This is a genomic window from Buttiauxella agrestis ATCC 33320 (assembly GCF_000735355.1).
GTDB classification, from domain to species: Bacteria; Pseudomonadota; Gammaproteobacteria; order Enterobacterales; family Enterobacteriaceae; genus Buttiauxella; species Buttiauxella agrestis.
In genome coordinates this window covers 67,316-82,898 of record NZ_JMPI01000050.1, presented here as the reverse complement: position 1 = coordinate 82,898, position 15,583 = coordinate 67,316, and the positions used below count along the sequence as shown (strand labels likewise).

Genomic DNA, 15,583 nt, shown 5'->3' with positions numbered 1-15,583 from the left:
TTCCCTCTCCCTCAGGGAGAGGGGTAGGGTGAGGGTTGTTTGCCCCACAGACTCATTCTGGAACTACCATGTCAGAACCAAAAAATGAACTCGAAACGCTGCTTGAGCAGGCTGCCACTGAACCTGCTCACCGCCCGGCATTCTTTCGCGTATTACTGGATTCCACCGTATGGGTACCCGGTACCGCCGCTGAAGGCGAAGCCATTGATGCCGATAGTGCCGTTGAATTACAGCACTGGGAAAAAGACGATGGCACCTCCGTCATTCCGTTCTTTACCTCAGTTGAAGCGTTGCAACAGGCGATAAGCCACGAACAGGCATTTGTCGTGATGCCAGTGCGCACGCTATTTGAAATGACGCAGGGCGCGACATTATTCCTGAATGCGAAACTGCCAACCGGCAAAGAATTTACCCCGCGCGAAATTACCCATTTGATCAGCGATGAAAGCGATCCTTTAACCCAGCAGGAAGTGCTGGACGGAGGGACTTCTTTGCTGCTTTCTGAAGTGGCTGAACCGCCTGCACAAATGGTTGACTCGCTCACCACGTTGTTTAAAAACCTGAAAACCGTGAAGCGCGCGTTTATTTGTTCCATCAAAGAGCAAGCAGACGAGCAGCCTAACTTATTGATTGGTATTGAAGCCGAAGGGGATATCGAAGCGATTATTCGCCAGGCGGGAAGTGTCGCGACCGATACTTTACCGGGCGATGAACCCGTTGATATTTGTCAGGTCGTCGAAGGCGAAAAGGGCATCAGCCACTTTATGATGGCGCACATTACGCCATTCTATGAGCGCCGCTGGGGAAGCTTCCTGCGCGATTTCAAAACCAACCGCATTATTTGATGACTTATGCTGTTGCTTGCAGCAGCAGTAAATCAATCAGCATCACCAAGTTTGATTCAAAAGACGTAATCCCTGCGGCTTCGGCCGCATAATGGATCGCCTCGTCATACAGAGAAAAATGCACATCGGCCAGTTCAGACAAACTGTTTGGCGATGCTCGCGTGAACGCCACAATCGACATCCCCACATTTTGCGCAATCCGCGCCTTATCCAAAACCTGCTCGGTTTCACCGCTGCGTGAAATGGCGATAAAAACCTCATATTTAGAGGCATTACTCAGGAAAATTCCCCGGCTATCGCCAGGCCCGGAAATGAACGCCGTTTTACCCAATACCTGAAGTTTTTTGGTCAGGTATTCGGCGAATAGATACGAAAACCCGGCACCATACAAAAAGAAGCTCTCTTTTTCACGCAGTAGCGTGGCGAACTGCGCCATTAATTCCGGCGTTACCCATCGGAACGTCTGGCGGTAATTCTCCACGAACTGGTCAAACAGAATCGGCAGCGTGGCGGCGGGTTGTGCTGGTTGATTGGCGATATGCGGCGTGCTGGAAAGCAGTTGTTTGCAGTGCCAGATAAACTCGCTAAAACCACTAAATCCGAGCTTCTGGCACAGCCGCATAATGGTCGCGCTGGAAACAAACGTCGCGTGGGCAAGTTCCCGTACCGTAATATTCCCCACCAGCAATGGGTGGTTAGTCAGGTGCGAGAGCACGCGATACTCAGCGCGGGTCAATGAATCCCCGCGTTCAAGCAAACCGACCAGGCGGTTATCCATTATTGCGCTTGTGCCGGTTCAACGGGTAAATCAGAGCGTGCTCCCCATTCACTCCAGGAACCGTCGTACAGTGAAACACCGTTAACGCCAAGCGTGGTTAATGCCAGAACAACTACGGCGGCCGTTACGCCTGAGCCGCAACTTGCAATAATCGGCTTATCAAAGCTGACGCCCTGACGGGTGAATATTTCGTTCAAGTCGTCGGTGGTTTTCAGTTGGCCGTTTTCTACCAGGTCATTCCATGGAACGTTGAACGCACCAGGAATATGCCCGCGTCGCAAACCTGGACGAGGTTCATCGACTTGCGCGTTAAAACGCGGAGCAGGGCGGGCATCGACAATTTGTGCCGTTCCTTCATGGCTGACCAGCAAAACATCGGTCAGACGTTTAATAACCATCGGGTCGAAATTCACGTCGAATTCACCCTCCGGCAATTCAACATCACCTTGCTGAAGAGGCAATTCTTCGCGCAGCCAGTCGGCCAGGCCGCCTGCCAGAATAGAGACATTTTCCACACCAAAAGTCCGCAGCATCCACCATGCACGAGGTGCGGAGAACAAGTTGCCTTCATCGTAAACCACCAGATGTTTATCGCTGCTAATACCCAGTTCGCGCATGGCAACGGCAAATGCTTCGGCTCGTGGCATCATGTGGGGCAGGGGACTGGTGTGGTCGGAAAGTGCTTCGATATCGAAAAATACCGCGCCAGGCAGATGGCCAGCACGGTATTCGCCAGCGACATCACGATGCTCCTGGCCCGGAGGCAACATGCGAGCATCAATAATCTGGATATTTTCGTCATTAATATGTTCTGCGAGCCAGTCGCCCGCAACGAAGAAAGTGGTGGACATGGTTGCCTCCGAATCGTCAATTGATATCCCCTTCATACTTCAAGCTGCATCTTCGTTGGCTGCGTTCACTCACCCAAATCACTTAGTTTACTAAGCTCCTTGGGATTCTTTCACTTGCCGCCTTGATGCAACTCGAATTATTTTGGGGCTAACGGATTGTCGGTGTTTTTCACCAAACCGACAAGCAACCATGTTTACTGCTGCGAAGTGCGCCGTAAATATTAGATAAAGTTACGCTTTCACGGCTTCGCCATCTTTCCACGCTTGCTGTAACTGCGGCCAATAATCGCGGTTTGCTTCAATCATATCGTCGAGAATTGCTTTTGCATGCTGCATCGTCGGCACGGTGCGGTTAAGAGTAAACGCCTGCAATGCTTTCTCGTAACTGCCTTCGATGGTGGCTTCAACCAGCAGTTGTTCAGAGGCTAACTGTTGCATGAGCAGTGTCTGATGGAACAGCGGAACCGCGCCCATGCGCACAGGTTCTGGCCCTTCCGAAGTGATGTAAGCCGGAACTTCAACCATTGCATCATATGGCAGGTTGGCAATCGCCCCTTTGTTTTCCACAATCACCAGATGGCGCTGGCGCAAATCAAAGGCCAGCGAACAGGCGACGTCAACGATAAACGCCCCATGCACACCAACGTGGAACGCATCCGGCAAAATACCGGTTTTTTTATACTCGTCGGCGGCGGCAAACAGTTTCTTCTCGCGCCCATCCATCACTTCGTTGGCGCGAGTGTAATCAGGATTTTGGTGCTCAACGATGTCGTTTGGCATCAGGTAATACTGCAAATATGGGTTCGGCAGGAATTCCGGGAAATGGTCCATAATCGGTTTGATATGACGCCAGGTTTTCACCCATGAAGGATCCGAATGCTGCGGATCGGTTTGCGCGGCGTCTTCCGTCAGCAGGCCAAACTTAGCGATATGGCGGCGCAACTCCGGCAGGCGATCTTCACCATCAACCAGCACACGGGTAAACCAGCCGAAATGGTTCAAACCGAAGTAATCGACTTCCAGCTTGTGACGATCCACACCAAGAATGGCACCCATATTACGCATGGCGGCGACGGGCATATCACAAATGTTCAACACGCGTGCTTTCGGGCGCAGGCGGCGCACGCCTTCTGCGACAATCGCCGCCGGGTTGGAATAGTTCACAATCCACGCTTTTTGATGGGCGTAACGTTCAACAAAATCGCAAAGCTCGACCATCGGCAAAATAGTGCGCAAACCGTATGCTAGCCCGCCAGGGCCACAGGTTTCTTGCCCGACAACACCATGGCGGAGTGGAATCTTTTCATCCTGCTCACGCATTTTATATTGCCCGACGCGCATTTGAGCGAAGACGAAATGAGCTCCGCTAAACGCCACTTCCGGGTCGGTGGTGACGGTAAATTTTATACTTTGGCTGTGGTCGCGAATGACTTTCTCAACCACCGGCGCAATCACTGACTGGCGCTCACCATCAATATCGTAGAGGCGAATTTCTGCTAACGGGAAATCGGCCAGGCGTACCATCAGGCTTTTAACAATGCCCGGCGTGTAAGTACTACCGCCACCGGCAATGGACAAAATAAATGGGGGTTTAAACATCATTGACTCCTTTAGAGAAACGTCTCTACTGCTTCACGCATTTTTTTGACATGTAGCCCGTAGACCACCTGAACGTTATTACCTTGTTTAATCACCCCTTTAGCACCAGTCGATTTCAGGCGGGGCTCGTCGATAGCTGAGACATCGCGCACCGTAACTCGCAGGCGGGTGTAACAGTTGTCGACCACTTCAATATTTGCGCGGCCACCGAGGCCTTCGATAATTGCTTCACCCAAGCCATCGTTGCTGCCTTTGGCTTGATATTCTTGTTTGCTATACAGTTTTGTCTCTTCGTCATCGCTTTCACGGCCTGGTGTTTTCATATCGAAACGGCGAATCAGGAAGCGGAACACCACGAAATAAATCACCGACATCGTGAGCCCGACAGCGATGTACATCGGCCAGTTGGACTTCTCCGTGCCTAGCGGCAGGTTATAAAGAATGAAATCGATAATGCCGTTTGCGCCGATGGCGTGAACGCCCAGCAGATAGAACAGCATCATGCCGATACCGGTCAGAACCGCATGTACGCCGAACAGCAGCGGAGCGACAAACAGGAAGGAAAATTCCAGCGGCTCGGTCACGCCAACCAGCATCGACGTTAGCGCAGCGGGAATCAGAATCGCTTTGGCTGCGGCTTTACGCTCGGGTTTTGCAGTCATATACATGGCGAGAGCGGCGGCAGGCAGACCGAACATTTTGCTAATGCCTCGTGCATCCCACACCACGGTGCTGCTAAGTTGATGGACGCTCGGGCAGGCCATTTCTGCGAAGTAAATATTGCGCGCGCCCTGGTAAACGCTGCCGCAAACATCGGCCGTGCCGCCTAATTCGGTATACAGGAAGGGGGTATAAACCAGGTGATGCAGACCTGTTGGCACCAGAATGCGTTCCAGGAAACCGTAGATGGCAACGCCAAACGCCCCGGCACCTTTAATCGCCAGCGCCAGAGCGCTGATACCGTGCTGGGCAAATGGCCAGAGTTCGCTCATCACAACGCCTAATAACATTGAAACCGGCAGCATAATAATGGCGACAAAACAGTGGCCTGAGTAAATCGCCATTGCCCCGGAAAACTGTGCGCTGGAATAGCGGTTGTACAGATATCCTGAAAGCGCGCCGGTGAGAATACCGGCGAATACGCCCATCTCAAGCACTTGCACGCCTAAAACCATGCTTTGCCCGGCGGCTCGCATTTGGTCGGCTGGCGCTAACTCGCCCTGTAATTGCAACGTTACGTTCATCGCATTAATGAAGACGATAAACGTGACCAGGCCAATCAAAGCCGCATAGCCTTTGTCTTTTGCTGCAAGACCAATGGGAATACCAACGCCAAATACCAGCGCCAGATTTGCCAGCACCGAAACGGCAGATTTAGAAATCAGAACGCCGGTATGTTGAATCGAAGGGTGGCCGAGAAAAGGTAAATATTCAGCGAGATTACCGTTGCCTAATACATTACCAAACGCGATAAATAAACCGACGATCGGCAAAATAAGCACTGGGCCATAGAGCGATTTTCCGAAATTTTGTAGGGCGTTAACGGCACTTTTCATTTAGCAGTCTCTTATTATCACTTTGGCTAAACACCGCGTTAGGGCAGCGACTCAGCTTGAAATGTAGCAATAATATGAACTGGTGATCTATCTATCTTATTGTTTTAAAAACAAATGACTCAGAAGGTAACATGTAACCTTTCAGGGCGTGATCGGGCTTCCACTTTGAAACCGAACGCGGAGTGAAAGCGTTGCAAAAATAATCTTTTCCTTTGCGAGAAATACCGCAATGCAGAATCTTCATACTTTCGTTTTTTTAATGTACCCGCATAATACAAGTAATACTGGATGGACTAATGGGCCATATTGGCCAGGGATAAAGCATGAGAATAATACGTCTGGGCGCGCTGGCTGCGACTCTGCTGGCTGCACTGTCTCTTTCTGGGTGCGACAATAACGATAAACCGCAGGCGGCGCAGGGTAATCCCTCGACCCAACAACCTGTTGAAAAAGCGGCAAAACCAGATGCCTCTCAACTTGAAAAGCTGGCGAAGAATTCTGCGGGCAAACCGCTGAACTTGCTGGACGCTTCGGAAGTACAACTCGATGGCGCAAGCACGCTGGTCCTCACATTCTCTATTCCATTAGACCCCAACCAGGATTTCTCACGCGTGGCGCATTTGGTGGATAAAACCAGTGGCAAAGTCGATGGGGCCTGGGAGCTTTCCACAGACCTTAAAGAATTACGTCTGCGCCATCTTGAACCCAAGCGCGAATTAATACTCACGGTCGATAGCGGGCTAATTGCCTTAAATAAAGCGACCTTCGACAGGAATTTTGAGAAGAAAATTTCAACCCGTGATATTCAGCCGAGCGTTGGTTTTGCCAGTCGCGGCTCCTTACTGCCCACTAAGGTGATCGCCGGTTTACCCGTAATGGCGTTAAATGTTGATAAAATTGACGTCAATTTCTACCGTATCAAAAGTGAATCATTAGGCTCCTTTATCAGCCAGTGGCAGTACCGTAATTCCGTGTCTAACTGGGAGTCTGATAATTTACTCAAGCTTGCAGACCTGGTGTACACCGGACGGTTTGATCTCAACCCCGCTCGCAATACCCGAGAAAAACTACTCTTGCCGTTAGGCGAAATTAAGCCGCTGCAAGCGCCTGGTGTCTATATCGCCATCATGAATCAGGCTGGGCATTACAGTTACAGCAATGCGGCAACGTTGTTCACCCTGAGCGACATTGGTATCTCGGCGCACCGTTACCACAACCGTTTAGATGTGTTTACGCAGAGTCTGGAAAACGGGGCGGCGCAATCCAGTGTAGAAATCACATTGCTCAATGAGAAAGGGCAAACCGTGGCTCAAGCTAAGAGCGACGGTAATGGTCATGCCACGCTTGAAAAAACCGATAAAGGGACGTTATTGCTGGCGCGTACCGCTGAGCAAACCACAATGCTTGATTTGAGCCGCCCGGCGCTAGACCTGGCTGAATTTAACATTGCCGGTGAGACTGGCTTTAGCAAACAGTTCTTTATGTTTGGTCCTCGTGATTTGTATCGTCCGGGCGAAACAGTGTTGGTGAATGCCTTGCTGCGTGACAGCGATGGTAAAGTCCTTCCTGAGCAACCTGTAAAACTGGAAGTGGTAAAACCTGACGGCCAGGTTGCCAGAACGCAAGTCTGGAAACCTGAAAATGGCCTGTATCAGTTTAGCTATCCATTGAATCAAGATGTCCAGACCGGCAACTGGCAAGTCCGTGTGAATACGGGTGACAACCAGCCACGTATCTGGAGATTTAAAGTCGAAGACTTCATGCCTGAGCGTATGGCGCTCAACATCACAAGCCAGAAACAACCTGCCAGCCCTGATGAGTCCGTCAGCTTCCAGATTGCCGGGCGTTATTTATATGGTGCTCCAGCCTCCGGGAATAACCTACAAGGTCAGCTGTTCTTACGCCCATTGCGTGAAGCTGTGGCGGCTTTACCGGGATTCCAGTTTGGTGACGTAAACGAAGAAAATCTCACCCGTAACCTGGATGAAGTCCAGCTCCAGCTTGACGAGCAGGGCAAAACAACGGTCAGCACAGACAGCCAATGGTCTGATGTTCATTCACCGTTAAAGCTGGTGCTGCAAGCAAGTTTGCTGGAGTCCGGCGGCCGCCCGGTCACGCGACGTGCTGAGCAAGCAATCTGGCCTGCCGAAGCGCTGCCTGGTATTCGCCCTCAGTTTGCCAGTAAAGAAATATACGATTACCGCACCGATAGCACCCGCACTCAACCGATCGTCGACGAAGATACCAACGCGGGTTTTGACATTGTCTATGCCAATGTAAAAGGTGAAAAACTGGCGGTTTCTGGCCTCGATGTCCGGCTGATTCGCGAACGTCGCGATTACTTCTGGAGTTGGGAAGAGGGTCAAGGCTGGCAGTCGCAGTATGACCAAAAAGATTTAGTAGAAGCGGAACAAAAAATGGATCTCGCGGCGGGCGAAACAGGCAAAGTAGCCTTCCCGGTTGAGTGGGGTTCTTACCGTCTTGAAGTGCGCGACACCGAAAACGATATCATAAGCAGTATCCGTTTTTGGGCAGGTTACAGCTGGCAAGATAATAGCGACGGGGAAGGTGCTGTCCGTCCTGACCGCGTCACGTTGAAAATTGACAAGCCGAGCTACAAAGCAGGCGACACTATCAATCTGCATATCTCTGCTCCGGCAGCAGGTAAAGGCTACGCGATGGTGGAGTCCAGCGATGGTCCGTTGTGGTGGAAGGAAATAGATGTACCAGAAAAAGGGCTGGATATTGAAATCCCAGTCGACAAAAACTGGCAGCGCCATGACTTGTATTTGAGCACGCTGGTCATTCGCCCGGGTGATAAAAACCGCGCTGCAACGCCGAAACGCGCTGTGGGGATTTTACATCTGCCGCTAGGTGATGAAAGCCGCCGCCTGGCGCTCGAGCTAGATGCTCCGGCCAAAATGCGCCCTAACCAAAACCTCACGGTGAAAGTCAAAACTAAGGCGATTAATGGCGTCATGCCGAAGCAAATTAACGTGCTGGTTTCAGCCGTTGATAGCGGTGTGCTGAATATTACCGACTACAAAACACCGGACCCATGGGACGCTTTCTTTGGTCGTAAGCGTTACGGCGCGGATTTGTACGATATCTATGGTCAGGTAATTGAAGGTGAAGGGCGTTTGGCTGCATTGCGCTTTGGTGGTAGTGGCGACGAAGGTGATGAACTCAGCCGTGGCGGTAAAAAACCGGTAAATCATGTCACTATCATTGCTCAGCAAGCTCAACCGGTGCAATTGAACGATAAAGGCGAAGGGACTGTCTCCCTGCCAATTGGCGATTTTAATGGGGAACTGCGCGTGATGGCGCAAGCCTGGACCGACGATCATTTTGGCAATAGCGAAGATAAAGTCGTCGTCGCCGCACCGCTGGTGACTGAGCTTGCAGCTCCGCGCTTTATGGCGAGTGGGGATACCAGTCGCTTAGCGATGGATCTCACTAACCTGACCGATAAACCACAGCAACTGAGTATCAACCTCAGTGCCAGTGGCTTGATTGCCCTGGATTCCGCACCGTCGCAGACGGTGCAACTGCTTCCTGGTGCACGTAAAACGTTGTTTGTTTCGGTACGTGGGTTGCAGGGTTTTGGTGAGGGTCAGATAGAGGCGCAAATCAGCGGCCTTAATCTGCCAGGCGAAACGCTGCCAGCTATTCAGAAACAATGGAAACTCGGGGTTCGTCCTCCTTTCCCGGCACAAAATATCAATAGCGGTGCAGTGCTGGCTCCGGGCGAAGTATGGGATATTCCGCCGCAGCATATTTCAGGATTGGCTCCTGCAACGCTTGAAGGACAAGTGCTGCTCAGTGGGCGTCCACCGCTGAACCTGGCACGCTATATCCGTGAACTTAAAGCGTATCCATATGGCTGCCTTGAACAAACAACCAGCGGGCTTTTCCCATCGCTTTATACCAATCAGGCACAGTTAGCGTCTCTGGGAATCAAAGGAACCACGGATGAACAGCGTCGCGCTGCAATCGATCTGGGAATCTCGCGTCTGTTGGATATGCAACGCGACGACGGTAGTTTTGGCCTGTGGGATAAAGAGGGGCCGGAGGAATACTGGTTAACCGCTTATGTTACTGATTTCCTGGTGCGTGCCAGTGAGCAAGGATACAGCGTAAATACCGATTCCCTGAACAAAGCTAACCAGCGCCTGCTGCGTTATCTTCAGGATTCGGGGCTGATTGCGCTGCGTTACAGCGATGATGCTGCTGCCAGTAAATTCGCGGTGCAGGCTTATGCCGGGCAAGTGCTTGCTCGTCAGCAAAAAGCACCATTAGGCGCGCTTCGTGAACTTTGGTCACGCCATGACAGTGCGCGTGCTGGTTTACCTTTAGTGCAACTGGGTGTGGCGCTGAAACTAATGGGCGATGCGCCACGTGGTGACCAAGCTATCACTTTAGGACTGAAAACCAATCGTAGCGACGATCGTATCTGGATGGCTGACTACGGCAGCGAACTGCGTGATAAAGCCATGGAGTTGAGTCTTCTGGAAGAGAACAAATTGCTGCCAGAGCAGCAAAATCAATTGCTGATGGAGCTTTCTAATCTTGCTTACAGCCAACGCTGGCTTTCCACTCAGGAAAGTAACGCGTTGTTCCTGGCAGGTCGCAACTGGCAAACAGCGAAAGGTGACTGGCAATCGCAGGTGTCATTTATTGCTGAGCCGCTGGCGGGCATGCAGTCCATCACGCGTAATTTGAATGCCGAGCAGCTCGCAGGGTTGCAGGTTACTAACACCGGTGCGGGTAATTTATACCTGCGTTTAGACAGTGTGGGTTATCCGCAGCAGGCTCCGGCACCTTACAGCAACGTTTTGCATATTGAGCGTCAGTTCCTGGATGCAAAAGGCAATCGTAAATCATTGTCTGAACTGAAAAGTGGCGAGCTAGTGATGGTCTGGCTGGATGTTTGGGCGGATAAAAATGTGCCGGATGCGTTAGTTGTTGATCTGTTACCAGCAGGTCTTGAACTCGAAAACCAGAACCTTTCTGAAAGCAGTGCCAGCCTGAGTGATAGTGATAATCAGGTTCAGGGTTTACTGAATCAGATGCAGCAGGCTGATATTCAACATATGGAATTCCGTGACGATCGCTTTGTTGCCGCATTGCCGCTTAACGAAAGCCAACATGCGACCCTGATTTACCTTGCTCGTGCTGTCACACCGGGAACCTACCATGTCCCTGTATCACAAGTTGAATCAATGTATGTGCCGCAATGGCGGGCAACGGGTGCCAGCACCGGTATGCTGACTATACATCCGTAACAGGCTAAACAAAGTGCGAAAGCCTTTACGCTGGCGGCACCGCTATCTCTTCGTGGTGCTGCCACTCATTTTATTGCTGGGTATTTGGCTGGCGGACAGGCTTTGGCCGCTACCGCTTTCTCAGGCAAATCCAGCGCGAGTTGTGGTCGCGGTGGATGGCACTCCGCTGTGGCGCTTTGCCGATGAGAATGGCATCTGGCGCTATCCAGTCACCGTTAGCGATGTTTCCCCCCGTTACCTCGAAGCCTTGATCAATTATGAGGATCGCTGGTTTTGGGATCACCCGGGGATCAATCTGCTGTCGATAATTCGTGCTGCCTGGCAAGATCTTCTCAGTGGTAAAGTGATTTCTGGTGGCAGCACGTTGACCATGCAAGTGGCTCGTTTGCTTGATCCGCATCCTCGAACATTGGGTGGCAAAGTTCGGCAGGTATGGCGAGCGTTGCAACTTGAGTGGTATCTCTCAAAAGAACAAATCCTCACGCTTTATCTGAATCGTGCCCCTTTTGGCGGTACGTTGCAGGGCGTGGGGGCAGCCAGTTGGGTGTACCTTGGGAAATCCCCGCAGCAGTTGAGTTATGCAGAAGCCGCTTTATTGGCAGTGTTGCCGCAAGCGCCTAGTCGTTTGCGCCCTGATCGTTGGCCCGAAAGAGCACAAGCCGCGCGTAATAAAGTCCTGATGCGCATGGCGGAGCAAGCCGTCTGGGAACCGCAGCAGGTAAAAGAATCCCTTGAAGAGCCGGTCTGGTTAGCACCAAGACAGATGCCACAGCTGGCGCCATTGCTTTCGCGTTATCTGGTGAGCCGCAGCAAAGCGCAGAAAATAACGACCACGCTCGATGCGCCGTTGCAGCGCCAACTCGAAGAACTGGCTCTGAACTGGAAAGCGCAGCTTCCTCCACGCTCGTCACTCGCGATACTGGTCGTTGACCACATTACTATGGAGGTTCGCGGTTGGGTTGGCTCGGTTGATATTAATGATCAAAGCCGTTTCGGGCATGTAGATATGGTGACGGCCATTCGCTCACCCGGCTCGGTATTAAAACCCTTTGCTTATGCTCTTGCGCTGGACGATGGCCTGATTCACCCCACGTCATTGTTACAGGATGTTCCCCGGCGCTTTGGCGATTATCGCCCTGGAAATTTTGACACTGGCTTTCATGGCCCGGTCAGCATGAGCGAAGCGTTAGTGCGCTCGCTTAATCTTCCGGCTGTGCAGGTTCTTGAGGCGTATGGTCCAAAACGCTTTGCTGCACAATTGCGTAATGTGGGGTTGGACCTGCATTTTCCGGCTGGAAGTGAGCCTAATCTTTCGTTGATTCTGGGTGGCGGCGGCGCTCGTCTGGATCAGATTGTTGCAGCCTATAGCGCCTTTGCACGCCATGGCCGTGCCGCACAGTTGCGCTTGCAGCCCGGACAACCACTCGTTGAACGGCCATTGATGTCTGCCGGAGCGGCCTGGATTATTCGTCGAGTTCTGGCTGGTGAAGCACAACCGCAACCGGACGCAACATTACCTGTTGTCGTGCCGCTGGCATGGAAAACGGGTACCAGTTATGGCTACCGCGATGCGTGGGCTATCGGGATCAATCCTCGCTATCTGATTGGTATCTGGACCGGACGCCCGGACAGCACGCCGGTTGCAGGGCAGTTCGGAACGGGCAGTGCAATTCCGCTGTTAAACCAGGTGAACAATTTGCTGCAAGCCAGTTCCGCCGTGCAGAAGGCGCGTCTGCCGGTTGATCCTCGTCCGGCCTCCGTTTCTGAAGGGAAAATTTGTTGGCCGGGTGGGCAAAATCTGGCTGCCGGAGACAACAATTGCCGACGCAGATTAACCAGTTGGTTGCTGGAGAATAGCCAACCGCCCACGCTTGAAGCGCCGGGACAAGAGGGCGTGCAGGGCGCAAGAAAGGTTGTCTGGTTGGATGATAACGGTAAACAGGTAGCTGCTGATTGCCCGGGCGCGAAACAACAAACTATCTCTTTGTGGCCGTTGCCGCTAGAGCCGTGGTTGCCCGCAAGTGAAAGAAGGTCTGCGCGTTTACCGCCGGTTTCAGAGCAATGTCCTCCGCAGCAGAAAGATGAAGTTACGCCTTTATTGTTGTTAGGGGTTCGTGAGGGCGCTATTTTGAAGCGCCTGCCTGGAGAATTACGCTTAGCGCTTCGTCTTAGCGCTCAAGGTGGGCAAGGAAAACGCTGGTGGTTTTTGAATGGCGAGCCGGTAGGTGACAATAGCAATGGAATCGCGTTGGATCTGGTTAAACCAGGGGCGTATCAGGTTTTAGCTCTTGATGAGGCGGGGCAGATAGCGGCCGCTCATTTCACGTTGCAATGAGCTAATAGCCTAATTTTTAGGCTTTCGCATTGAAAATGTTGCTGACATTCATCTTATTTTAAAAAAATGTTATCTGCATCCATAGGCAATGCGAGACTTGCTCATTATAATCGGCGCCAAATCATAACCGGTTATCCCATCAGGGACCGGGCAAACAGAACAGACACAGAGGTAATCATGGCTATTGAACGTACTTTTTCCATCATCAAACCAAACGCGGTGGCAAAAAACGTTATTGGTAACATTTATGCTCGTTTTGAATCCGCAGGGTTTAAGATTGTTGGCGCAAAAATGCTGCACCTGACTTCTGAGCAGGCTCAGGGTTTCTACGCTGAACACGAAGGCAAACCTTTCTTTGATGGCCTGGTTGCGTTCATGACTTCCGGTCCAATCATGGTTAGCGTACTGGAAGGCGAAAATGCCGTTCAGCGTCACCGTGATATTCTGGGTGCAACTAACCCAGCGAACGCACTGGCTGGGACTCTGCGTGCAGATTACGCTGATAGCTTCACCGAGAATGGCACACACGGTTCTGATTCTGTAGAGTCAGCGGCTCGTGAAATTGCTTATTTCTTCGCTGAAGGCGAAGTTTGCCCGCGTACTCGCTAATAAGCATTAACTGTTAAGCGACAGTTACATTTTATTTGTATGTACTTCGCTTTCAGTCATGGCATCTGTGCCATAGAATTTGTACAATGCTGCGCCCCGGACGAGCCTGCTCTCCGGGGCGTATCTTTTTTAACCCACCTGGGGCCGTAACGTGTAACAACGAGGCCGGAAGAAAATATGTCAGAGCAAATTGTCAATCCTGAGACACCCGTTTCAGTCGTTTCCAACAAGTCAGAAAAAATTAATCTGTTGGATCTAAACCGCCAGCAACTGCGTGAGTTCTTCGCTGAAATGGGCGAAAAACCATTCCGCGCTGATCAAGTCATGAAATGGATGTATCACTATTGCAGTGATGACTTCGATGATATGACTGACATCAATAAAGTTCTGCGTAACAAACTCAAAGAAGTTGCTGAGATCCGTGCACCGGAAGTCGCTGAAGAACAGCGTTCTGCTGATGGCACCATTAAATGGGCTATCAGGATTGCCGATCAGCTGGTAGAAACCGTGTATATCCCGGAAGAAGACCGCGCCACACTGTGTGTTTCTTCACAAGTAGGTTGTGCTCTGGAATGCAAATTCTGTTCTACGGCTCAGCAGGGCTTTAACCGTAACCTGCGTGTTTCTGAAATCATCGGTCAGGTCTGGCGTGCGGCGAAAATTATCGGTGCGCAAAAGAAAACCGGCGTTCGTCCTATCACCAACGTGGTGATGATGGGCATGGGTGAGCCGTTGCTGAACCTGAACAACGTGGTTCCGGCGATGGAAATCATGCTTGATGATTTCGGTTTTGGTTTATCCAAACGTCGCGTAACGCTTTCTACTTCTGGTGTGGTTCCTGCGCTCGATAAATTGGGCGACATGATTGATGTGGCATTGGCCATTTCTCTGCATGCTCCGACCGATGATATTCGTGACGAAATCATGCCAATCAACAAAAAGTATAACATCGAGACTTTCCTGGCTGCGGTTCGCCGTTATCTGGAGAAATCCAACGCCAACCAGGGCCGTGTCACCGTAGAATACGTTCTGCTGGATCACGTTAACGATGGGACTGATCATGCGCATCAACTGGCAGAATGCCTGAAAGATACGCCATGTAAAATCAACCTGATCCCATGGAACCCGTTCCCGGGCGCACCGTATGGCCGTAGCTCCAATAGCCGTATCGACCGTTTCTCAAAAGTATTGATGAGTTATGGCTTTACGACCATCGTGCGTAAGACTCGCGGTGATGATATTGACGCAGCATGCGGTCAGTTGGCGGGTGAAGTTATCGACCGCACCAAGCGTACGTTACGTAAACGTATGCAAGGTGAACCTATTGATGTTAAAGCAGTCTGATTAGCATTCGTTTAAATCAGATTCGTGCCACGCGGTTGAATTGCTGCGTGGTGCAAAAAACACATAGTGATATCTTGCAGTTATGCAAGTTTCGCGAGTGTCTTTAAGATTAATAATTACGGTGCGTTTCACTGCCTTTTAAGGCAGTATGTAACGGTACAACAATAGTTTAGGCGCATCTATTTAAGCCATCACAGTCGCAATCCGCTGACAACATTACAAATGCTGTCTATGGTTAACTCATCAGTGATGAAGTTGTTCAGATTAAGCGGTTCGTTTAAGTGAACAAGTTGTTTGAACTAAATGTTATGTTGTCTGAAGGTGTTGCCTTCAGAACACAAATTTGTTTCGCGGAGCGGGAGTTGTGGCGTAGCGGAAATG

9 protein-coding genes are annotated in these 15,583 nt (G+C 51.1%); 5 read left to right on the top strand and 4 right to left on the bottom strand.

Going from position 1 to position 15,583, the window contains the following annotated elements; genetic code table 11:
* Positions 1-68: 68 nt before the first annotated feature.
* The gene (gene sseB, locus GBAG_RS15115) at positions 69-845 is read left to right on the top strand and encodes an enhanced serine sensitivity protein SseB (protein WP_034497694.1); all 777 of its coding nucleotides are present in this window, start codon (positions 69-71) and stop codon (positions 843-845) included.
* Positions 846-849: 4 nt separating this feature from the next.
* Here the strand turns inward: sseB and GBAG_RS15110 are convergent, their stop codons facing one another.
* From GBAG_RS15110 to GBAG_RS15095, 4 genes are all read right to left on the bottom strand, one after another.
* Positions 850-1,623 (bottom strand): MurR/RpiR family transcriptional regulator, encoded by a 774-nt coding sequence (locus GBAG_RS15110; protein ID WP_034497691.1) that lies wholly within the window; start codon positions 1,621-1,623, stop codon positions 850-852.
* On the bottom strand, positions 1,623-2,474 hold the full coding sequence (sseA, locus tag GBAG_RS15105; protein ID WP_034497689.1) for a 3-mercaptopyruvate sulfurtransferase: 852 nt from the start codon (positions 2,472-2,474) through the stop codon (positions 1,623-1,625). The genes GBAG_RS15110 and sseA overlap by 1 nt, the downstream gene beginning before the upstream one ends.
* A 231-nt stretch (positions 2,475-2,705) precedes the next feature.
* Positions 2,706-4,073: a 6-phospho-alpha-glucosidase gene (locus GBAG_RS15100; protein WP_034497686.1), complete on the bottom strand. Its 1,368-nt coding sequence runs from the start codon at positions 4,071-4,073 to the stop codon at positions 2,706-2,708.
* Between the two features lie 11 nt (positions 4,074-4,084).
* Positions 4,085-5,629 carry a PTS transporter subunit EIIC gene (locus GBAG_RS15095; RefSeq protein ID WP_034497684.1) on the bottom strand — a complete coding sequence of 515 codons (1,545 nt, stop codon included), beginning with the start codon at positions 5,627-5,629 and terminating at the stop codon, positions 4,085-4,087.
* A 323-nt stretch (positions 5,630-5,952) separates the two neighbouring features.
* Between GBAG_RS15095 and GBAG_RS15090 the strand changes: the two genes are divergently transcribed.
* From GBAG_RS15090 to rlmN, 4 genes are all read left to right on the top strand, one after another.
* Positions 5,953-10,914, top strand: coding sequence for an alpha-2-macroglobulin family protein (locus GBAG_RS15090; protein WP_034497681.1), 4,962 nt, complete (start codon positions 5,953-5,955; stop codon positions 10,912-10,914).
* Between the two features lie 52 nt (positions 10,915-10,966).
* Positions 10,967-13,249 (top strand): peptidoglycan glycosyltransferase PbpC, encoded by a 2,283-nt coding sequence (gene pbpC, locus GBAG_RS15085; RefSeq protein WP_425591310.1) that lies wholly within the window; start codon positions 10,967-10,969, stop codon positions 13,247-13,249.
* 177 nt (positions 13,250-13,426) lie between these two features.
* A complete protein-coding gene (gene ndk / locus GBAG_RS15080) occupies positions 13,427-13,858 on the top strand; it encodes a nucleoside-diphosphate kinase (protein ID WP_034459186.1) in 432 nt (143 codons plus the stop codon).
* Positions 13,859-14,035: 177 nt separating this feature from the next.
* Complete coding sequence (gene rlmN / locus GBAG_RS15075) at positions 14,036-15,202, top strand: dual-specificity RNA methyltransferase RlmN (RefSeq protein ID WP_034497676.1); 1,167 nt, start codon at positions 14,036-14,038, stop codon at positions 15,200-15,202.
* Positions 15,203-15,583: the final 381 nt, after the last annotated feature.